Source organism: Hanstruepera sp. CR43 (genome assembly GCF_055227665.1).
Window position 1 is genome coordinate 884,242 of the sequence record NZ_CP200078.1, and the last position, 21,051, is coordinate 905,292.

The following is a 21,051-nucleotide window of genomic DNA, read 5'->3' on the forward strand; positions in this document are numbered from 1 at the left end:
GGGGTAATTCCTTCTGTCAAGAATATAAGATTGCCCAATACGGTCTCTTCTAACTTCTAACTTCTAACTCCCAGCTCCTAACTCCTGACTCTCGTCTTCAGTCTTCTGCCTACCATGCCAAACAGAAAGCGTTAACAACATACTAACAGCATGCGAATAATAAACAGCATCCTCATTTTTAAACTTCTGGTAAATACTCGTAACAACATCATTTCCAGCAAAATGTAAAAATTCAGTATCGAAAAGATACTTTTTAAGCTCATTATTATTTTTTTCACCTAAAAACTGAAGTTCCCAATTGCGTTGAATATATTTTTTCCCTACAAGGCCATTAAACTCACGTAGCAACTTGTTTTTGAGACGATAAGGGATATTATTGGGATATTGATCTTTATGGAAATTATATAAATTATAGGGTCTATGCTCTTGCCAAGCAATTTTTGCCAATTGTGGATTTCGTTTTTTGATATATGCTATTTGAATTTGTCTATCTGCCAAATATTTTTCTGGAATTTCACATATAAATTGGCACATAGCATCATGGTAATAAGGCACGTGAATGGCATGAATGGCCTCAAAAAAACCAAGGCTAACAGAAGTCCATCGTGGCGCCCAATACAACGATTTAAAAGCACGGATTTTGGCACTTTTGTCGCTAATATCGATGTTATCCAGCAAATCACGAATCCGTTGTTTTAAATAAGTTTCAAAATCGCCTGACAAGTTCCAACTTTCCCATAGTCTTTGGGCCAAGGTTAAGCCACCTTTCTTCACCAGTTTTTTATAAACAATATCCAAATCAGAATAGCTTTCGTCAACTGCGGCATATCCCCTATCAAACAATACATCTCCCCAATGACCAAGAGAAAACTCACCGCGCATACACTTAAATTTATCCCAGACGGCTACTTGTCTGGGATTGGTAAACTCGGAATAGCATCCATTGACATTTGCCACCTCATCAATTACATCCCACAAATAATGAGGCGGTATCAAAAATGATTCGAAATCAAAACCACAACGTTCAGCAATCTGCTTTCCAATAGCATGTTCCTTATATCCATTTGTATAGCTGTAGGAATAGGCATGTACATCGGCATTTAGATATTTTAAAGCGACTGCTTGCGTACGACTATCCAAGCCTCCAGACAATGGCAGCAATACCCTATTATGTCCTGTTTGGGTCTTGACAATATTTTCAAACAATTCTGAAAACTCATCAACTGCCGTCTCAAAGGACATGTTACGAGGCTCATGATACCATTTAAAGCGTGTGTCACTTTTTAGCATAGTCCCATTGGCATCGAGTTGTGTCACCGTACCTGGCCGCAATACAACCGTATCATTCCAATAGGTATCCTGATCCAAAAAAAAGCCGATTGCAGCAAAGACACAAATAGCTTCGCGATTAAGCGTATGCGATTCATTGACTTTCGCAAAGGTCTGTTCAGAACGGAATTATGGATGTGTTAATGGTAGTCATATCAGAATAGCACGAAGATAGTTGAAATAAACTGGTCTATTCAAAAGATTTTTTGGCAATTCCAAAATAATCAAAAATGACCTTGATTTGTCTATCGTTATCGGCTTCAAAGACATTTGTGGAAAACAGACTTTCTCTTTGTGAATCCGGAATTTCAATAAATTGCTTAAAATAATAATTTGTGAAGACTACAGGAATATTATTGTCTATTTGACCTGCTTTTAACCAAATATCATCATTGCGACAGTCCGTTTTTTTGATGCCATCTATATCAAAAAACGACTGCTTAAAAAAACGGGGTTGGTACAATACACCACCAACTCCTGTGGAAAATATTTTTTTGGAAGGCTTTGTAAAATCTGAACTATTGATTTTCCAAGTTCTATAGGGTGTAAATCCGTTTTCATGGAGTTCCATGGCGCGAACACGATTCGCAACTATACTGTTTGGATATCTACGGTGTGTATGCAACAAAACTTCCAATAGGTTTTTGGGATAAATAACATCATCATCCATAGTTACAACCAGATTTTCAGGATATTTCTGAAAGGCAAAAAAGTACTTTTTATGGGCTTTGATGTCTTCACAAAAAGCAATTTCCAAACCTAGGGGTTTTAATTCCAGTAATTGTTTTGGAAGGCCTATTTCTCCTTCCGGAAATTGTTCAATACCCAACCATAAAACAATCTTTTGGGGCTTTACCGTTTGGTTGAACATACTCTTGATAGCCAAATGAATGACATCTATTCTGGCCGGAAAGGATGTAAGACTCACAATAACATTACTCGTTGGATCTACGCCCAAAGAATTCAGGGATATTTGCTTATAATACCGCATCAAACTAAATTTCAGAAATTTATAGAGTTGCCATTGCAGCCACAAATACAATTGACTTTTCTTTTTTTCTGATTTTCTAGTTAAAAAGTAGTTATACAAAAAATGTATCATGTTTGGCGGGCTTTTATAGGCTATGCGATATTATGTTATATAAAACTTTGTGGTAAATATAGGTCATTTTTTTATTGTTTGAATAGGACTTATAAAACCAAATATCTACATACACGCTTTTAAAATGTTTCTAGAAAACAGGAATTTGAATCATTATCCCGATTGAATTTGCTCAAAGACTTTGGTTGCAGCGGTTACTTTTTTTAGGGCTTGTTGTTTTCGCTTAATAAAAATGAGCTTTTTGTTTTTTATCAACGACTTAATGGTTTTAGCCGTGAACAATAAATTGTTCTCAAAATAGTCTTCGAGCTGTTTATCCGTGTAACCTTGATTATTGACAACGTCTTTCAATAATAACTTTAAAGACTCTACACGATTACCTGATAAAAAGTTTTGTGGATGCTCACTAAAATTCCTGAATTTTTTTATAAAATCTTGGGCATCGTAAGCATGATAGTGCAGTACAAAACCATATTTGATAGATTGTGGCATTTCGCCTGATACCCTTACATACCTATGGACATTTTTAGGTATTAAATCACTAGCTACCTTTATGGCCGCCTTACCCATGGTTTGTCCATACCAATAATAATGCTTCTCAAAAGTTTTATGACTTGGATTGTATATTTTTCGAAAAACATTTTCGCCACGATATTTAAAATTCTTTCGTGTTTTGAACCAAATAGCTTCTGCAAATACATTTTCAAAATGCTGTTTGCTTTGGAGAACCTCCAAGGTTTTAAAATTGACTACATCAATGGTATCATCCAGATTTGAAAAGTAGTTTTCAAGATCTACTGGTTTATCAAGACTGATGGTAATCAATTCATCGGCATCAATGGAAATCAGCCAGTCATATCCCAAAGATTTACAGTGTTGCAGGGCATCAAATGTGTTTAAACACTGTCTGGCAGTATGGTGTTCATGGGCATTGGAAGTAAAAGTTTCCAAATATTCAAAATTCTTGAATTTATTGGAACTGACAGAATCCTGATACTGAACAAAACTTAAATCTTGGATAGTTTCCTTACCATTGTCCGTAGTACCATCAAAATACACATATGCTTTAGAAACACCAATAGCCTGATGATAAAGCAAATTCCTGCGCAGTAAGCGACTTTCATTTTTAACAGTTAATACGAGGGCTATTTTCATCCTTTAAAAAACTCAAAAATAGGATTTAACACACGAACAAAGAAATCAATAGGTGTTATAAATTTCAAAACTATCAATCAACTAAATATTTATGCAGTTTTGGTGGCACTGCGGCATATATTTTTTTAATATCATCCGAGTCAAAAGCTATCTTCCAGGAATCAATTTTTCCTTTATTGGGCAATAATCCGATTGGTTTTTTTATTTCTATTAATTGTTGTGGTGATTTTTTGGGTTTGTGTCTAAAAAATTGATTTCTAATTTCTTCATAAACCAAATAAGGTTGTTCTACCAAATCTTCATAGCGCACAATCAATAAGTTTGGATCATTTTGATTAAGCTCTAACCAACTCGCAACATGTTTGCTCCAATGCTCAACAATGGTAAATTCCTGATCATGCTTTCTGGCCGGTGTGCCATACCAATCTAATTTATAATCCAAAAATTCCTTAAACGTCAATCTCTTAACCTCAGCATTTAAAAAATTATCTGTTTTCCAAATCGAATAGGCCACTGCCCTAACATCTCTTATAATATAAATTCTTGGTCGGTAACTGGTATTTCTGTCTGCAAAAAAATGGTTCCCGAATAACTTACCGAAGGGATTTCCTTCGACTTTTGTTTTTCTATTGGACCAATGCCCCCAAATTACATTGGTGGTCTTTAAATCCAAACCCGTATAAAAGTTTTCAGCAATAAATGCTTCTAAAAAATGGGTCCCACTTCGTGGATGGGAATATACCTTAAGCAATTCCCTATTCAATAGTAACTTGATTTTGTATTTTATCCGTTTAAGCAGCATCATATAGACCAAAAATTATCATCATTTTTATCATTATTTCTTAAATATGTTATTGAATGTCTGGGTTTTAAACTTTTTAAAAACCGATCGTTTATAACGTATATTTTTTCTTATTTCAATATACCTGTCATAACCAACCGTTTTCTTGATCAGGTATTTCACTAATTCGTTTAAACCAAAATAACCCTTAACAAAGAGCTTAAAATTCTTAAGTTGTTTCTCTTTAAAAGTTGTCGGGAATTTATTGGCCAATGGAAATTGATCATACTTTTTTCTTAATCCCAAAAATTCCTGTAAAGCTATGGCATCATTTGGATTTCTAACATCTACTTTAATAAAATTAGACTTATCCTTAAAATATTCCATAACCCGTTTTTCATGAGATCGGTAGGTATCTAGATAAAGCTCCGGAAATTCCAAACTATTGGGATGACCGTAAAAATGGCGCCTTACTTTATTGTTATACCTATCCGGACCATAAAATCTCTGTACACTATCAAGCCAGGAATTTTCTGCTCTCACCGAATAAACAAACTTAACATCTGGCACTTTTTGATCCAGATATTCGAAAATGGCATACCATGGATCGTCTTGAAAAACATCATATTTCTGAATGTAATCATCTATGTTTTCAAAATGATTATTCATATAATCATAGTACAAATCTGTATCAGGACCTGTCACAAGGTATCCAAAACTTTCCAGCATGACCGATAAGCTTGTCGTACCCGTTTTATGAAGTCCAATTATACAAATTTTTGATTGTTTCATAGCTTTTTCACAATTATCATAACGTCTGAATTAGTCAGCTTTCAATACCATATCTTTCTGAATTTATAGCTCACGTATAAACGCAAATAGTCCAAGGAAAATTTTTTTGGTTTTGGCACCCTATCTCTTATACGACCAAAAAATTTATCTAAATAGGGTCCCACTTTGTTTTTTGAACCATTATAATCCATTTGCTTCACATATCGAATAAACTGGCAATGTTCATTGAAATAATTTCTATAGTAGGACATGACTCTATCATCCAGTTTTGAAATATTGGAACCACTGCGTCTAAAATAATTAAGAGTATCCGTATTAAAAGCCATTTTGGAGTTCCTGAAATATTCAAAATAAAATACCCGATCACCAATAATTTTAAAACGGTTATACCGTGCTTCTCGGTTGTTTTGCAACAATTCAGCCTTAAAAAGCACACTACTCACATTTAGAATGGGGCAAAACAATAAAGCATCAGCCTGTTTGGCCTGATCAAAAACTGGATGCTGGACCTCCTGCTTTATAACACCATCCATAAAGGCTTTTGTTTTGGCTACGGCAACATCGGCTGTTTTGAGGTATTCCAACTGTGATTCCAAAAAATTAGTCTCACAAAAATCATCACTTTCAGCAATCCAAATATAGCACCCACTTGCCAGCCCTAAACCCTTTTGCCATTGTTTAAATGCTGCTTTACTATTAGACTCATTAACAATAAAATGGGATACTTTTGGGTGATTTCTATACGGCTCTAAAACTTCCAGACTGTTATCTGTAGAACAATCATCAAGAATGATCACTTCAAAATTTTGATAGGTCTGATTAAAAATACTATCTAGTCGCTGTGGTAAATAACTGGCGTGATTGTAATTTGGTAATATTATGGAAACTAAAGTATTTAAATGGTCCATAATGGTAATTTTGTTTTCAAATAAGTCATGACTAAATTACATCTTTTCTATCCAAAGGTTACCACCTGTATTTAAATAGGTTAAGGGCATACGTTCAAACGCCTCTTTATGGGTTCTATGCATATAGTCAGAAAACAAGGTTATTTTATAGCATGGATTATGCATTAAAAATGCCCTAATAAAATAGGTCTCATTCCAATTAAATCCTCCAAAAACCCATTTTTTAGGATATTCAAACGGGTAAAAAATATCATGAAAATGTACCTGAACCCCTGAATTCAAAAGTGGTAGAATTTCAAATAGAATGAAATTCACATCACTTCCTGTTTTAACAATATGGGAGCTATCGATAAATAGGATATCATTTTTTTCAAGCTTTTTGAACAAGGACAAATCTATATTTTGAATACCATCCTCTATAACCTTGCAGGATTGCTTGTCATCATCATTCATTAATGAATATAACCGTTCAGGATAGGGTTCAATGAAAACAAGTTCCATACTGTTATTAAAAAACCGTTGATTACAATCCATCATAACAGACGATGAAAACCCAGAACCAATTTCAAAAATACGTTTAGGTTTATAATGCCTAATCATGGAATATAAAACAATGGCATCGGTGTAGGAATAAAAATTATTCTCATAGAAGTAGCGCAGACCATCTCTTTTGGTTTTCTCAAATGGTAGCTCATCATAATAAGCACTAAATTCCTGTAACAGCTCTTTTTGGCTTTCCGTATTCAATGCAATACCATGTGGCTCTTGTATGTTACCTGTCTGCCAAATTTTTTCTTCATTCTGCTTGACAGCTTCCAAAGAAACAATAGGTGAATAAAAATGCCCAGCAGGAAACTTGGCATGTTTTTTCAGATTTTTGTTTTGGGAGTACAACGTTCTGATGTAAGGAAGTTTGTTTAAGATTGATTTTATTGTCTTTGGCATTATCTTTTGTAAGGCTTGTTCAAATATATAGTAATGCGTTTGATAAAAAAATAGTTATTACAACAATTCCAATATCGTTATCTAAATAGATTCCTGAATCCAAGCAACATCTTGAGAATGGTTTTCAAAAACCGTATACCGAGAATTTGTAATGTACTATACTCTTCGCTATTATTCTTAATAATTTTTTCATAAACACCACACATAACCGATACAGGCAATCGACCCAAACCTTTTATCAAAAATTTGCTTGGTTTATCCTTCCTAAAGGCTTCATCACGCATTTGATAGCTCAAACCACCATAGGCATAATGAGCTACTACCAAATCAATATATATATGGGATATTTTTTTTGAATAAAACCAACGAATATTATGATCCCAATCAGCTAACAATTTATACTTTAAATCATACAGACCAATTGTATCAAAAACTTCCTTTTTAAGAAAAATGGCTTGGTGGCAAATATTTTTATTATAAAGCTTTAAATAAGTAAATGGGCCATCATAAAAATCCTGATCCTTTTCTGAAAATACCTGACCATAAATCACATCCTGAATACCATAATACGGACTGGATATCAAATTTTCAAATACGGTGTCCTTATACAACGAATCATCGCTTCCCATAAAATAAAGATACCCTTTAGCAACTCGTTTAACAGCCTTGTTCATGGCGTCATAAATGCCCTTGTCTGGTTCAGAAACCCAAGAATATTGTGAAAATTTACTTTCATAGGCCTTTACGATATCCAAGGTACTATCGGTAGATACTCCATCAATAATTTGCACCTTAAAATCTTGAAATGTTTGCCTTAACAAGCTATCTAGGCAATTTGCCAGTGTTTTTTCTGAATTATATGTAGGAATGATAACGGTTAGCATCCTGTAGCAAATTATGGTTTGGCGAGCTCTACCAGTTCAAGAAACGTCTCGCCAAATGTTTTGACATAGCTCTTATAATCAATAGGTGTCACCTGTGGTGCATTATTCAAAAACGCCAATAAAACGGTACTTAAAGATTCCGGATTTCTAGGATCGAAGAAACTACAATTCTCTTGTATTTGTTCTCTATGAACTTTTAATTCAGAAACAATCAGGTATTTATTCAAAGCTTTGGCATCCTCAACCACCGTACTCCATCCTTCAAACAACGAGGGTTGTATGACGGCCTTACTGTGTTGCATGAGACACAACTGTTCCTCACGTGGTAAAAATCCTAAAAAGTGTACTTGATGGTCCAATCCGTGCGTTTTCACAAAAGCCGTTAGTTTCTTAAAATTATCGGCATTTCGATAATCATTTTCCTTACCGGACATGGCTATATGTGGCGTAACACCTGTATCCTTGAGTAATTTAAGTGCCTCCAGAACAACCATGTGATTTTTATGTGCCCAAAACTGATTGGGTACAAAAAAATAATGTGGAGGTAAATGATACCTCTGTAAAAGCTTATTAATATCCTGCGATGAAAAATCAGGATGTGTTACGGCAAATGGCAAAACAAAAGGTTTTGCTTGGGCATCAGGGTATAGCCTTATAAAATCGTCTTTGGCATCATGACTACTAAACACGGCAATATCGCCTGTGGCTACTACGGTTCGTTGATTGAGTTTACGACGCTTGACTTCCTGCTTTGTAAAAAATTGAGGCAAGTAATCCTCTTGAAAATCAGGAATCCAATTCACTCGTTTCAAATATTTTGGAAAACCTTTAATTTCTTTGGGATAAATCATGACCATTTTAGGATACTTGGAAAACTTAACTATCACATGCTTTTTTAAAATGTTTCGACTTATTTTATTAATCAAGCGTTCCAGCAAATTGTATTTGGCATCCAAATACGGATACTGCACATATTCCAGATACGGATACTGCGTTTCAGAAGCCAGCGTATTAAAGGTATCTTTGGAATCAGACAAGATTACCAAAATGGGTTTACGAGCATCATGTAAGACCTGTAAGGCGTGAACAATATTCAGGATGTAATAAGTCCCTGCAATCCATTTTTCGTTGTACGAAAAAACCAATCCTACACGTAATCGTTCAGCCATGAAATGTAATGGGTTAATCCGGAATTCAAATCGGTTTGAGCTTGAAAGCCTAATCCTTTGAGGACTTCAATATTGGCTACCCAATTAGATGGGTCACCTGGTCGTTCCTCATTTTGAAAGCTCACGGCTATCTGTGGGTTGTAAATATCAAAAAAGGTTTTGGCTACGGTTTTAATGGACAATTGCTCGCCATTGGCAACATTAATAATATCATGCTCAAAACGCGCTTGTTTTATCACGCAATCCATGGCATTCACCACATCACTCACATAAATAAAATCGCGTGTTTCTGCTCCTGTTCCAAACAACGAGACTGCTTGACCCTGTTTTGATTTTTGGTGTAAATCCCAAAATAGTTGCTTTTTTAAACCGACTCCATAAGCCGAAAAAATACGCAATGAACAGGTTTGTATTTGAAAATGATCGTAAAACGATTGGCAAATGTCCTCTGCCATTTTTTTATGTACACCATACGGTGAAATCGGGTTTAATGAACTCGATTCATCAATGGGTAAATATTCCGGATTTCCATAAACAGCGGCACTGCTTAAGTTAATATACTTGCAATTGGGATTATGCTTTCTTATGGCATCCAATTGTTTGAAAACATTAACTGTGTTCAACATAAAATCGCGTTGCGGATTTTTAATAGAAATCTGGAACACTGGCAGCACCAGAACAGTTAATACAAACATCAAAAGGCCCATTTTCAAAAAGAGCTACATAATCGGCATTGGTAGCATCTACCTGCATATAATGCGCTGTGGTATAATCGGTAACTACATCACATTCCCAAACATCATGAGATTTTGAAAAATGGTCAACAGCGTGAGAGCCGATAAATCCTTTGGAACCTATAATGAGTATTTTCATTTTTTAACCGAAATATAGGAGTACATCCGTCCAGGCACCTGCTTTTCATCTAAAGGCTTATAGCCACTGGATAGTTTATACAACCACCAAACTAATGGAATATTACCAATAACACCAAGTTTATCTTGTAATTTTTTTTGTTGCTTTTGGGTACGTTGTGCTGTAAGGTCTTTAATTTTTGCGGTGGTTATTGGAAAATGATTGATAACACTGTCATAGTGTTTCAGCTCTTTGAGTACCGTGGCACCAGCCTGGGTAATGGCCTGTTTATAAGCCTTGGCTGTAAATGCGTTTTCACCACCATAAAATTTTTGTAAGGGATGGTTCTCCAAAAACCACTGTTTATCAGACGCGTCAAAAATCACATGGTCTCGAATGGTAAGTAACAGTCCATTGGGTTTTAACACACGAACACACTCAGTTATAAACTTATTGAGGTCTTGAGCATGATGCATGGCTTGACGTACATAAACCACGTCAAAGCTGTTAGAATCAAACTGAATGTTTTCGGCAAAATCTTCAAAAACCTGCACATTATCCAACTTATACACATCCTTAAGTTTTCTAATAGCACCTGCTCCTACCGTATGACTGGCATCGGGTTCAACCGCAGTAACGCTGTAACCTTGTAACGCAAAATTTATGGTGCTAATACCATTACCGCAACCAATGTCTAAAATGGTTTTGGCATCTGGCTGATAGGTTTTAAGTATTTGGAGTGTTTCTTGAAATTCATCGCTTTGGCCAAAATTGGTAACATTCAATTCCAAATCCTCATGAAAATAAGCCGCTAATACCAAGTCCTGGTAATCTGGCTGCGTTCGAATGTACTCTATGGTTTCCTCCCAGGTCATTTTTTGGCTTTGGTAAATTTAATACACACGACACTTCTACAATGCGCTGCGTGATCATCTAATTTTCCCTTTCCGGTATGCGGATTAAAAGAAATAACTTCTTTTAGTTCCTCTTGTTCGGCAAATTGCCAACCTTTATCGTGATATCTAAAAAAAGTTGTTGTAAATGTTCCTGCTATTTGAAGTTCAGCCAGAATGCGATTAAGCATTTCCTCATCAAACTGCTGAAAAAATCCATGATTCTCGAACTTTCCATAAGGAAAGGTTAGTAACAGCGTACCATTAGGTTTTAGGGTTCGGAGCATCTCTGAAATGGCACTCATGTAAGAATAAGATTTTTTAGTATCGTCTTCATTATGAGAAATATCATAACCATATATTGAATTATCCATATCAATATGCTCGATGGTAGACTGGGAAACAATGGTATCGAAATGCGCATCCTCAAATGGCATGTCCCTCAAGTCACCATACTCATAAGTAATGCCCTTGTGGGCAAAATTATTTTCTTCTGGAGCAAATGTAAATATGGTTAAGTCTTTTGCTTCAATAATTGGGTGATTGACAACAAACTGAAAATTAAATGTAGAGCCGGCATCTAAAATGTTCTCATTGCCCTTTGAAAGATTAGAAAATATCCAAGGATACTCAACAACCCGCTCGTCAATTCGATGTCCAAAATCACTGTCTAAAACTTGATTTCTGAAACTTTGAAGAACATGATCATTGTTAATGGCTTCCCTGATGAGTTTTCTTTTGTAACGATGATACCCCTTTGACCATGGAATTTTACCATTATTTATAAAAATAGTTTCAGCAGAAAGTTTACCTGAATCCTTACCCTTAAAAACCGAAAGTAACTTTTTTAATATTTTTTGCACGATGGTTATTTTGAAATATTTCGAACTACTTCTGCCGGATTTCCAGCAACCATAGACCAACTTGGAACATCCTTTGTAACTACTGACCCAGCAGCTACTATAGCACCTTCCCCAATTGTAACACCTTTCAAAATTGTAGCATTAAAACTAATCCAGGCATTGTCATTTATATAAATTGGTTTTGTAATTATACTTCCTTTAGTTTCCCAATGTCCTTCGCTTATGAGTTCTTGATATCTTTTAGCTCTTTCAACACTGTCTATTTCATGGCTGTTTGTATCAACAATATTAACGTTGTGAGAAATTAATACATTATTGCCAATAAAAATCTTTTCCCCAGACCAAAGCCTCGTTCCCTCACCAATAAAACAATTATCTCCAACACTTATTTCACCACCATATTTGAAAAGTAAAAGCCTTCCTCTTATATGCGTATTTGAACCTATCTTAATTTTATCAGGGTTATCTTGAAAATTATGAACTATTGCTTCTTCATAAAATCTTGTTTTCTTTCCTTTAACAACTTGAGAATTACATTTCTGAATTAAAGCTTTATTGAGTTTTTTTTGAAGATAACTTATATCAATTGCATCAATGACATTTTTCTTACCTAAAGATTTAATAATAATTTTAGAAATAAATCTTTTCATTTCAAATAGTGTTCATTCAATGCTTTCGCGTTCAAAACCTCAAATTTCTGAATTATTTCAGTAGGAACCTGTTCTAGATAAGAATTAATTTTACCCTCTCTCACAAAAGACCCTTTGTTAAAACTAACATTATCTTTCATTCTTGACCAGTCCGCTCTGGATTCAAGTTTTTTCATAGCATCTAAAGATGTTAATTCAACCACCTGATTCAATTCCTGTTTAGTTCTTTCTAAATCTAAAAACTCACAAATACGAGTCAACTCCTTGTATTTATCCGTTTTTAAGTCTTCATATTTTATCCACAAAATATCCGCTTTAAAAGGATTAGCTTCCCATTGGGTAATATGTTCGCCCCACGTGGTATTTAATACCAATTCTTTACCCGTATAAAGATCTTCCATACTCACTGGACTTTCCATATTTTTCATCATGTGAAAATACGACAACAGTGCCTCTCGTCCATCACGCATAATGTAAATAACCTTCTTATAATGAGGATTTGGCAATCTATGGGATTTAAAAAAGCAGACCTCATTAAATCTGAAATAATGGCTATTAGCATGGATATCTGGCACAATTAAATTAACCAAACTCCGGCTACCCATATCATTAAAACCATAAACCAAATGTGCAATAATATGCTGCATGAGCGTATTACCTGATTTTGGAAAACCCACTACAAACACATCTTGATCTTGAGTTTCGGCAATGGGCACAATACCTCCTGGAAATGTCACTTCAGGATTTTTAACTTTCTGAAGCTGCTTTTCCGAAAGGAGCTTGTTTAATAGTTTATTTTTAATTTTTTGCTTCATGCCTCGTTTTTTTCAACTTGCCATTGTAATTCTGGTGCTGTGATACCTGGAAAAATGGCATTCGTACGCGATCCCGTACTGGTCATTTTGGCCACTTCAAACTCCAATACCGTCATGGGTTCCAATAACACTTTCATATTAGGAATACCTGCATTAATCACTATTTTATAGACACCTTGATTAAAAAAATCTTTTGGTAATGTCACCGAGGCTTTATAATGTCCATGATCTTTATCAGTGGTATCCGCATCGTGGGAGCTGCTAGTAAACACAATAATATCCTTATCGGTCAAAACACTCAAATTGATTCTCAAATCACTCAATTTAGCTGCTATTTCATAGGCTATGGTAACCGTTATCTGACTTTCAGAAAGAAAAAGGCCCTTTTCTTCTTGGGTTTCATCTTTAAGACTCACCGAGTTTAGCGCAAAAGGTTTGTTGGTTGCTTTAGGATGTTCATATCGTCCATTTGAGGAAATGGTTTCCCGCTCCATTTGTAGATAAAAATCTACGGCAGCATCCGTATCACCTTCAAAAACCGTTTGACCGTGTTCCAATACCACCGTTCGTGAGCAGAGACTTCGCACCGCTGCCATATTATGGCTTACAAATAAAACGGTACGCCCATCACCCTTACTAATATCTTGCATCTTGCCAACCGCCTTCTTTTGAAATTCGGCATCACCAACAGCCAAGACCTCATCAACCACCAAAATATCGGGTTCCAAAAACGCCGCAACGGCAAATGCCAACCGGACGCGCATACCACTACTGTAACGCTTTACGGGTGTATTTATGTACATTTGACAGCCACTAAAATCAATAATTTCAGCTTCCTTACTTTTTATTTCGGCTTTAGTCATGCCTAAAATAGCACCGTTGAGATAGATATTTTCTCGTCCCGTTAATTCCGGATGAAAACCAGTACCTACTTCCAACAAACTGGCAATACGACCTCTGGTTTTAATTTCACCAGTAGTGGGACTGGTAACCCGACTTAATATTTTTAATAAGGTACTTTTACCAGCACCATTCTTACCAATAATACCTAATACCTCACCCTGTTTTACTTCAAAATTAATATCACGCAGTGCCCAGACATAATCACTGGCGGCTTGCCGACTACGATCGTTAACAGCACCAACCTTTAAATAAGGGTCTTCCTTCCCACGGATGCGGTGCCACCAACGGTTTAAGTCGTGGCTTAAGGTCCCTGTACCTACCAATCCCAATCGGTATTGTTTACTAATATTTTCAGCCTTTAATATGACCATGCATCTTCTTTATTCTTAATTCTTTGTAATTAATACTAAAAACTACCATCTACCAACTACCATCTACCAACCAATCAAACCGTATCAATAAAGGACTTTTCTGTTTTGTTAAAAATAATAATTCCCACCAGAAACATGAACACACATACTGCCATAGTGTAGATAAATCCACCCCAAGAAAATGTTCCCGTATTGAGCATCATATAACGAAACCCTTCAATAATCTGTGTCATAGGGTTGTATTCCACAAAAAGTGCGACGGCTTCAGGAAATTTAGATCGTGCCTCGGAAAGCGGATATGGAACCGCAGACATATACATCAGTAATTGAACGCCGAAACTAATAACAACAGACATATCGCGATATTTTGTAGTCATAGACGACAAAATCATTCCCATACCAAGCCCCATTAAAGCCATCATTAAAATATAAACCGGAAACAATAATAAATTCCAATTAGGTTGTATGGATGAACCAATACTCACATAATACACATAAAAACCGAGAAATATACCCAGTTGAATAAACAGCTTCAACAAATTGGAAATAATAATAGACATGGGCATAATAACCCTTGGAAAATAGACCTTACCAAAAATATTTTGATTTTTTTTAAAGGTATCACTAGTTCCTGTTAGACAGTTATTAAAATAGTTCCAGGCCGTTATACCCGCCAAATTGAACAAAAAATTAGGAACCGTACCTGTACTGATACTACCTAGATTATTAAAGATAAGCGTAAATATCACCGAGGTAAATAATGGTTGAATGACATACCACAATGGACCTAGAATGGTTTGTTTGTAAACCGTAACAATATCCCTTTTTACAAAAAGTATGAGTAGGTCGCGATAGCGCCATATCTCTTGAAAATTAAAGTCAATGAGCTTTCGTTTTGCAGAGATCGTATAAAGCCATGGTTCGTTTTTAGTATGACCCAATGTTAGGAATATTTTTGATTTGGGCTAATATAAAAAATGCCACTTGAACAGCAAAGTATTATACAGCTATATAAACGATTATTATAATAAAAAAGTTAACAGTTTTGTTAAGTAGGAACCGCATGTTACTTGAAATAATCCCAAGTCAATTTCAACCCTTCCCTAACCGAAACCTGTGGATGATAATCTAGAAGATTTTGAGCTTTTGAAATATCAGCTAAACTATCACGAACATCACCTAAACGTGGTGGCCCATGTTCGGCCTTTAAACTAGAACCTGCGGCAAGTTGAAGACTTTCCCACAAGTAATTGACACTAATGCGTTCGCCGCATGCCACATTAAAAACTTGATTACTAGCCTCGCTATCAGCAAAGAAACCTTTTATATTGGCTTGAACCGCATTATCTACATAGGTGAAATCGCGTGTTTGTTCACCATCACCATTTATTTTTGGTGAGATGTTATCCTTTAAAGCTTGCATAAATAATGGGATGACAGCGGCATAAGCTCCATTTGGACTTTGCTTGGGACCAAAAACATTGAAATAGCGTAGTCCAATAACATCGGTGCCGTATGTTTTTCCAAACACATCAGCATACAACTCATTCACATATTTGGTAACAGCATAAGGTGATAAGGGCTTTCCAATAGTATCTTCAACTTTTGGTAAGGTTTGACTATCACCATAGGTTGAACTGGAGGCAGCATAAACCATACGTTTCACAGAATTAGAATCCTTTAATGCAATCATCATGTTTAAAAAGCCAGAAATATTTACAGCGTTGGTAGTGGCAGGATCGTTGATAGATCTGGGCACAGAACCTAATGCCGCTTGGTGACTCACATAATCTATACCTTTCATGGCTTCATGACAGGTTTTCAAATCGCGAATATCGCCTTCTAATAAGTCAAAAGCAGGATGACTCTGAAATTCCGTGATATTTTCACGATACCCATTGGAAAAATCATCCAGAACGCGTACTTTTTTAGCACCATGTTCCAATAGATATTTTACCAGATTGGAACCGATAAAGCCTGCGCCTCCGGTTATTAAGTAACTAAAATCTTTTATTTTATTACTAACACTGTTCATTATAGCCTAGCGTCTACTAAATCTTTTGGTAATAATGATTTAACATCGAAAATTACACCATTGTCAGATTTTAGTTTTTTAATATCCAATTCTAAAAATTCATTATGGCTAACTGCCAACACGATAGCCTCATAATTAGGGGCTAATTCGGAAGCATCAGTCAATAAATCAAATCCATATTCCTCGTGAACCTCCTCTTTGGAAGCCCAAGGATCATACACATCTACTGCGACATGATAGGTTTCAAATTCCCTAATAATATCTATCGCTCTGGAGTTTCGAATATCTGGACAATTTTCCTTAAAAGTAATACCCAACACCAATACGTTGGAACCTTTAATAGTGGCCCCTTTTTTTATCATCATTTTCACCGTTTCTGTCGCCACATAAGCACCCATACTATCATTCATCTTACGACCGGCCAATATAATTTCAGGATTGTAGCCACTTTCAATGGCTTTCTGTGCCAAGTAATACGGGTCAACACCAATACAATGTCCACCTACTAAACCAGGGGTAAATTTTATAAAATTCCATTTAGTCCCAGCTGCTTCTAAAACAGCCTGGGTATCAATATCTAGTAATCTAAAAATTTTAGATAGTTCATTAACAAAAGCAATGTTAATGTCACGCTGCGAGTTCTCTATTACTTTGGCAGCTTCAGCTACTTTTATAGAGGGTGCTTTGTGGGTGCCTGCCGTAATGATGGATTTATATAAATCGTCAACGATGTTGGCAATTTCAGGTGTTGAACCTGATGTGACCTTTAAAATTTTTGTCACTGTATGTTTCTTATCTCCTGGGTTAATACGCTCTGGAGAATAACCGGCGTAAAAATCAGTGTTGAACTGCAAACCAGAAACCGATTCTAAAATAGGTACACAAATATCTTCCGTTACACCAGGGTATACAGTTGATTCATAAATGACGATATCCCCTTTTTTAAGCACCTTACCTATGGTTTCACTAGCTTTTACCAGTGGTGTAAAAATGGGTTTATTAAGCTCGTCAGTAGGTGTAGGAACCGTAATAATATAAATATTTGCTGCCTCTAAATGACCTACTGAATCCGTAATAAACAGCCCATTAGCTGACACATCTTCAGATAATACCGATTGTAATTCGGCCTGTTCTACTTCCAAGGTCTTATCCAATCCATTTCGCAGTTCGGCAACACGCTTCGTATTAATATCAAATCCAACAACAGGATATTTTTTGGCAAATTCAGCAGCCAAAGGCAATCCCACGTATCCCAATCCAATGATAGCTATTTTATGTTTTTGCATATTTTTTTGTAGTATTCTAACTCAACGTTAAATCCGTTTTACAAAATCCTTAATTCTCTTCCAAGCGCTACGCTTACCTGTTTCATGATACGCATTTCCATAAACGCCATAACCATATCCGTAGCCATAACCATATCCGTAACCGTAGCCGTAATTATGGTTTGTTTTATGTTTGTAGAAATTGAGTACAAAATGAATATTTTTAATCTCACCACCACGATATTTAGCATTGATTAACTGTAGCATACCTTTTTTAGTATAATCCAATCGTACCATAAAAACAGAAGTGTCAGCATACTTTACGATTTCTAAAGCGTCTGTTACCAACCCTAGAGGTGGTGTGTCCAACACAATGATATCAAAGTTTTGCCTAAGATGATTAATAAGTGCCTCCATTCTATTGCTCATTAACAATTCGGATGGGTTTGGAGGAATGGGTCCAGCAGGAACAACATACAGGTTTTCAATATGGGTTTCATTGACAACCTCATCAAAATCCGATTCACCAATAAAATAATTAACCATACCACGATCATTGGTCAACTCAAAGTCATCGAATATTTTGGGCTTTCGCAAATCCAGTCCCAGTAATATGGTTTTTTTACCTGACAAGGCATAAACCGTTGCAATATTAATGGATGTAAATGTTTTTCCTTCACCACTTACAGAAGAGGTAATCATAATGGTCCTACCACCTGTTTTGGGTTGTTTGTTGAGGATGAACTGCAAACTGGAACGAATCGATCTGAATGATTCAGCCACTGCAGATTTAGGCTTTTCAAATACTACTAAATTATTATGATAGCGGTATTTACCAATAAGACCCAAAATAGGAATATTGGACAATTGCTGAATCTCATCCGAACCGTGAATGGTTGTATCTAGCAAGAAAATGACAAAAATGAGGAACATGGGAATGAAAAAGCCCATCATCAAGCCCATCATATAGTTCAATGACTTGTTGGGCCCAATACGTCCGCTTCCAATATCTTTGGCTTCATCAACAATAGCAATATCAGAAATATTCGCTGCTTTCACAATGGCCGCTTCACCACGTTTAGCCAAGTATAGATCATAAGCTTCCTGACTGATATCCATTTTACGTTGAATACGTAAATACTCTTGTTGATCCTCTGGTAAAACACTCAATTTACTTTCCAGATTGGCAATACTTCTATTAATAGAATTGATTAAGGTATTAATGGTAGCTTTTGTAGAACTAATGGTCTCCAACAAAACTTGCTTTTCAGATTCTATTCTACGATCCAAGTCTTTGAATAAATCAGAACCTTCCCGGGTGGTATATTCCATGTTTTGACGTTCAATTGCCAAAGAAGTAATAGTTCGAACACTGTTAAGAATGTTTGGTTCATCAATACCAACGGAAGTTGGTGCCGCAATATTGGTGTAATCAGTTTTTGTATTTAAGTAGGACTCCAACAAATTGAGGTAATCCAATTTGGTGCGTTCTTCTTCCTTTTGAGCCTCAAATTCCTTCAGGTCAGAAGAAATTTCAGTCATCTCGGCGTCAATATTGAATACTTTATTTGTTTTCCTAAAGGTATTCATCTCGTCATTCACATCCGTTAAATCAGCATTAACGGCTCGCAATGTACTATCGATAAACTTGATGGTATTAGAGGCATATAAGTTTTTACGTTCCAATTCACTGCGGCTTAAAATAGACGAAGTCGCATTTAAATAATCAACCAGTTTCGACTTATTGTGGCCTGCCAAAGACAACTGTAGAATAGATGAGGCATTGGCATTGAACGTGTTGACAATGATGCTTGTTTGATAATGATTGACAATAGCATCAAACCTATTGAATAAAATAAAAAATTCGGATTGAGGCCTGATCTTAACACCAGGATTTCGAACCTCAACAACAGCGTTTAAGAAAGATAATGTTATGGGTTCTCCAATCTGAAATTGTTGAGTAAACTCTCCCGTTGGAACAGAAACCGAAGTCGTATTCTTATTATCGTATCGTTGTACCAACTTGTTTGCTGACTCAAACTCGGTAAAAATCTCAAAATTTGTTTCGTCCAAAAACCGGATACCAATAGGATAATCCAAAACTTGGTTTCCTGACAAGTCTAAATCCACAACAAATGGGGCTTGCTTATAAATATCCACTTTTCGATATTTCCCTTCGGCTAAATACTCCAAATAATATTGCAGGGAATCAACAACTTTTTCATTGTGTGTTCGGGTCTTAAGTGTTGTTATGGTCTTTCCAACTTTATTGGATACGCCTCCCCAGTTAAATGAAATACTCGTGTTGGCTGTAAAAAATGGGTTCTGGTCATTCTCCACTGAAATCAGGGAACTTAATTTATAGACATTCTGTTTTCTAACATTGATTAAATAGGCTATCAGTAATGCCATTCCTATACACACCAGTACAAACTTCCATAGGTTAAGTACTTTGAATAAATAGCCTTTAAAGTCAAAAGTAACCCTGTTTTTTTCTACGAACTCTAAATCTAAATGATCTTCACTCATGATTATTGAAGCCTGTCAATTAATAAAATGGTTGTCGTTAAAAAAGACAAAATACTAATAACTGCCACCATGGTTTCACGCCCAGTACTTCCAAATCCCCATGATTTTTGCTTCAAGGGTTTGACATAAATGATGTCGTTGGGCTGTATGTAATAATAAGGTGATTCCATAACAGATTCATCCAACAAATTCAAATGATGGATTTTTTGACCTTGTGGGTACTGTCTGATGACCAACACATCTTCACGATTACCTTCAAATCCTATATCGCCAGCATTGGCCAAAGCTTCAAAAATATTGACGCGAGGTTGGTATAATGTTTTGGTTCCTGTACTTCCCACTTCTCCATTGACAGTGTATCGCAAGCCCGTTAACTTGACCGTAACAAAAATATTGGCAGTTTCCTTAAACTCTTCTTCCAAAAGCTTCTTTTCAAGCATTTGTTCTATTTCTTCAGTTGTATATCCCAGTACATTAATCTCGCCTAAAACAGGTATACGGATATTTCCATGTAAATCCACTGTAAAACCATCAAAAAAAGCTCGTTCATCACCATCCGCATTTAAATTTTCATCACCTACTGGATTGAAAATTTGAACATTATCCTGATCCAATGCCTTAACCCTAATGTTCAATATATCATTAACCTGAATGCGGTAAGGCTTTTGTTTTTCGGTAATGGCCAAGGTACTATCCATGGCTTGTCCTTGGTTTTGTAAATACACCAATTTTTTATTGGGAATACAAGACGATAGAACGATTGAAAAAATAAGAATTATGAGAATATGCAATTGCTTCATATCGAGGGCT

The 21,051-nt window shown here is 35.8% G+C and carries 21 protein-coding genes; all 21 read right to left on the reverse strand.

Features of this window, described 5'->3' with window-relative positions:
* Positions 1-63: 63 nt before the first annotated feature.
* Entirely contained in the window at positions 64-1,368 is a 1,305-nt protein-coding gene (locus tag ACKXGU_RS03890; RefSeq protein WP_463466753.1) for an asparagine synthase-related protein, read from the reverse strand.
* A 151-nt stretch (positions 1,369-1,519) separates the two neighbouring features.
* A complete protein-coding gene (locus ACKXGU_RS03895) occupies positions 1,520-2,320 on the reverse strand; it encodes a hypothetical protein (RefSeq protein WP_463466754.1) in 801 nt (266 codons plus the stop codon).
* A 264-nt stretch (positions 2,321-2,584) separates the two neighbouring features.
* Entirely contained in the window at positions 2,585-3,586 is a 1,002-nt protein-coding gene (locus tag ACKXGU_RS03900; protein WP_463466755.1) for a glycosyltransferase family 2 protein, read from the reverse strand.
* Positions 3,587-3,659: 73 nt separating this feature from the next.
* Positions 3,660-4,349 carry a sulfotransferase domain-containing protein gene (locus ACKXGU_RS03905; RefSeq protein WP_463466756.1) on the reverse strand — a complete coding sequence of 230 codons (690 nt, stop codon included), beginning with the start codon at positions 4,347-4,349 and terminating at the stop codon, positions 3,660-3,662.
* A 72-nt stretch (positions 4,350-4,421) separates the two neighbouring features.
* Positions 4,422-5,159, reverse strand: a complete 738-nt coding sequence (locus ACKXGU_RS03910) for a sulfotransferase (protein WP_463466757.1) — start codon at positions 5,157-5,159, stop codon at positions 4,422-4,424.
* 41 nt (positions 5,160-5,200) lie between these two features.
* Positions 5,201-6,067 (reverse strand): glycosyltransferase family 2 protein, encoded by an 867-nt coding sequence (locus ACKXGU_RS03915; protein WP_463466758.1) that lies wholly within the window; start codon positions 6,065-6,067, stop codon positions 5,201-5,203.
* Positions 6,068-6,103: 36 nt separating this feature from the next.
* Positions 6,104-7,012 (reverse strand): class I SAM-dependent methyltransferase, encoded by a 909-nt coding sequence (locus ACKXGU_RS03920; protein ID WP_463466759.1) that lies wholly within the window; start codon positions 7,010-7,012, stop codon positions 6,104-6,106.
* 77 nt (positions 7,013-7,089) lie between these two features.
* A complete protein-coding gene (locus tag ACKXGU_RS03925; protein ID WP_463466760.1) occupies positions 7,090-7,896 on the reverse strand; it encodes a glycosyltransferase family 2 protein in 807 nt (268 codons plus the stop codon).
* An 11-nt stretch (positions 7,897-7,907) separates the two neighbouring features.
* A complete protein-coding gene (locus ACKXGU_RS03930) occupies positions 7,908-9,065 on the reverse strand; it encodes a glycosyltransferase family 4 protein (RefSeq protein ID WP_463466761.1) in 1,158 nt (385 codons plus the stop codon).
* Positions 9,044-9,691, reverse strand: coding sequence for an NAD-dependent epimerase/dehydratase family protein (locus tag ACKXGU_RS03935; RefSeq protein WP_463466762.1), 648 nt, complete (start codon positions 9,689-9,691; stop codon positions 9,044-9,046). The genes ACKXGU_RS03930 and ACKXGU_RS03935 overlap by 22 nt, the downstream gene beginning before the upstream one ends.
* A 19-nt stretch (positions 9,692-9,710) precedes the next feature.
* Positions 9,711-9,938: an NAD-dependent epimerase/dehydratase family protein gene (locus ACKXGU_RS03940; RefSeq protein WP_463466763.1), complete on the reverse strand. Its 228-nt coding sequence runs from the start codon at positions 9,936-9,938 to the stop codon at positions 9,711-9,713.
* Entirely contained in the window at positions 9,935-10,792 is an 858-nt protein-coding gene (locus ACKXGU_RS03945; RefSeq protein WP_463466764.1) for a class I SAM-dependent methyltransferase, read from the reverse strand. Before ACKXGU_RS03945 ends, ACKXGU_RS03940 begins: the two co-directional genes overlap by 4 nt.
* Entirely contained in the window at positions 10,789-11,673 is an 885-nt protein-coding gene (locus ACKXGU_RS03950) for a class I SAM-dependent methyltransferase (RefSeq protein WP_463466765.1), read from the reverse strand. The genes ACKXGU_RS03945 and ACKXGU_RS03950 overlap by 4 nt, the downstream gene beginning before the upstream one ends.
* A 5-nt stretch (positions 11,674-11,678) precedes the next feature.
* Positions 11,679-12,323 (reverse strand): acyltransferase, encoded by a 645-nt coding sequence (locus tag ACKXGU_RS03955; protein ID WP_463466766.1) that lies wholly within the window; start codon positions 12,321-12,323, stop codon positions 11,679-11,681.
* A complete protein-coding gene (locus ACKXGU_RS03960) occupies positions 12,320-13,138 on the reverse strand; it encodes a sulfotransferase domain-containing protein (RefSeq protein ID WP_463466767.1) in 819 nt (272 codons plus the stop codon). The genes ACKXGU_RS03955 and ACKXGU_RS03960 overlap by 4 nt, the downstream gene beginning before the upstream one ends.
* Positions 13,135-14,412 carry an ABC transporter ATP-binding protein gene (locus tag ACKXGU_RS03965; protein WP_463466768.1) on the reverse strand — a complete coding sequence of 426 codons (1,278 nt, stop codon included), beginning with the start codon at positions 14,410-14,412 and terminating at the stop codon, positions 13,135-13,137. The genes ACKXGU_RS03960 and ACKXGU_RS03965 overlap by 4 nt, the downstream gene beginning before the upstream one ends.
* 74 nt (positions 14,413-14,486) lie before the next feature.
* Positions 14,487-15,353: an ABC transporter permease gene (locus tag ACKXGU_RS03970; protein ID WP_463466769.1), complete on the reverse strand. Its 867-nt coding sequence runs from the start codon at positions 15,351-15,353 to the stop codon at positions 14,487-14,489.
* Positions 15,354-15,478: 125 nt separating this feature from the next.
* Complete coding sequence (locus tag ACKXGU_RS03975) at positions 15,479-16,447, reverse strand: SDR family oxidoreductase (RefSeq protein ID WP_463466770.1); 969 nt, start codon at positions 16,445-16,447, stop codon at positions 15,479-15,481.
* Positions 16,447-17,733, reverse strand: coding sequence for a nucleotide sugar dehydrogenase (locus ACKXGU_RS03980; RefSeq protein ID WP_463466771.1), 1,287 nt, complete (start codon positions 17,731-17,733; stop codon positions 16,447-16,449). Before ACKXGU_RS03980 ends, ACKXGU_RS03975 begins: the two co-directional genes overlap by 1 nt.
* A 27-nt stretch (positions 17,734-17,760) precedes the next feature.
* Positions 17,761-20,241 carry a polysaccharide biosynthesis tyrosine autokinase gene (locus ACKXGU_RS03985; RefSeq protein ID WP_463466772.1) on the reverse strand — a complete coding sequence of 827 codons (2,481 nt, stop codon included), beginning with the start codon at positions 20,239-20,241 and terminating at the stop codon, positions 17,761-17,763.
* Positions 20,242-20,243: 2 nt separating this feature from the next.
* Positions 20,244-21,041 carry a polysaccharide biosynthesis/export family protein gene (locus tag ACKXGU_RS03990; protein ID WP_463466773.1) on the reverse strand — a complete coding sequence of 266 codons (798 nt, stop codon included), beginning with the start codon at positions 21,039-21,041 and terminating at the stop codon, positions 20,244-20,246.
* Positions 21,042-21,051 lie beyond the last annotated feature (10 nt).

Excerpts from the sequence above, each read along its gene's own strand:
- ACKXGU_RS03955 (WP_463466766.1), bottom strand. The coding sequence starts at position 12,323 with ATGAAAAGATTTATTTCTAAAATTATTATTAAATCTTTAGGTAAGAAA.
- ACKXGU_RS03910 (WP_463466757.1), bottom strand. The coding sequence starts at position 5,159 with ATGAAACAATCAAAAATTTGTATAATTGGACTTCATAAAACGGGTACG.
- ACKXGU_RS03935 (WP_463466762.1), bottom strand. The coding sequence starts at position 9,691 with ATGTTGAACACAGTTAATGTTTTCAAACAATTGGATGCCATAAGAAAG.
- ACKXGU_RS03985 (WP_463466772.1), bottom strand. The coding sequence starts at position 20,241 with ATGAGTGAAGATCATTTAGATTTAGAGTTCGTAGAAAAAAACAGGGTT.
- ACKXGU_RS03975 (WP_463466770.1), bottom strand. The coding sequence starts at position 16,447 with ATGAACAGTGTTAGTAATAAAATAAAAGATTTTAGTTACTTAATAACC.
- ACKXGU_RS03925 (WP_463466760.1), bottom strand. The coding sequence starts at position 7,896 with ATGCTAACCGTTATCATTCCTACATATAATTCAGAAAAAACACTGGCA.
- ACKXGU_RS03895 (WP_463466754.1), bottom strand. The coding sequence starts at position 2,320 with ATGCGGTATTATAAGCAAATATCCCTGAATTCTTTGGGCGTAGATCCA.
- ACKXGU_RS03900 (WP_463466755.1), bottom strand. The coding sequence starts at position 3,586 with ATGAAAATAGCCCTCGTATTAACTGTTAAAAATGAAAGTCGCTTACTG.
- ACKXGU_RS03940 (WP_463466763.1), bottom strand. The coding sequence starts at position 9,938 with ATGAAAATACTCATTATAGGTTCCAAAGGATTTATCGGCTCTCACGCT.
- ACKXGU_RS03920 (WP_463466759.1), bottom strand. The coding sequence starts at position 7,012 with ATGCCAAAGACAATAAAATCAATCTTAAACAAACTTCCTTACATCAGA.
- ACKXGU_RS03930 (WP_463466761.1), bottom strand. The coding sequence starts at position 9,065 with ATGGCTGAACGATTACGTGTAGGATTGGTTTTTTCGTACAACGAAAAA.
- ACKXGU_RS03980 (WP_463466771.1), bottom strand. The coding sequence starts at position 17,733 with ATGCAAAAACATAAAATAGCTATCATTGGATTGGGATACGTGGGATTG.
- ACKXGU_RS03960 (WP_463466767.1), bottom strand. The coding sequence starts at position 13,138 with ATGAAGCAAAAAATTAAAAATAAACTATTAAACAAGCTCCTTTCGGAA.
- ACKXGU_RS03990 (WP_463466773.1), bottom strand. The coding sequence starts at position 21,041 with ATGAAGCAATTGCATATTCTCATAATTCTTATTTTTTCAATCGTTCTA.
- ACKXGU_RS03945 (WP_463466764.1), bottom strand. The coding sequence starts at position 10,792 with ATGACCTGGGAGGAAACCATAGAGTACATTCGAACGCAGCCAGATTAC.
- ACKXGU_RS03915 (WP_463466758.1), bottom strand. The coding sequence starts at position 6,067 with ATGGACCATTTAAATACTTTAGTTTCCATAATATTACCAAATTACAAT.
- ACKXGU_RS03965 (WP_463466768.1), bottom strand. The coding sequence starts at position 14,412 with ATGGTCATATTAAAGGCTGAAAATATTAGTAAACAATACCGATTGGGA.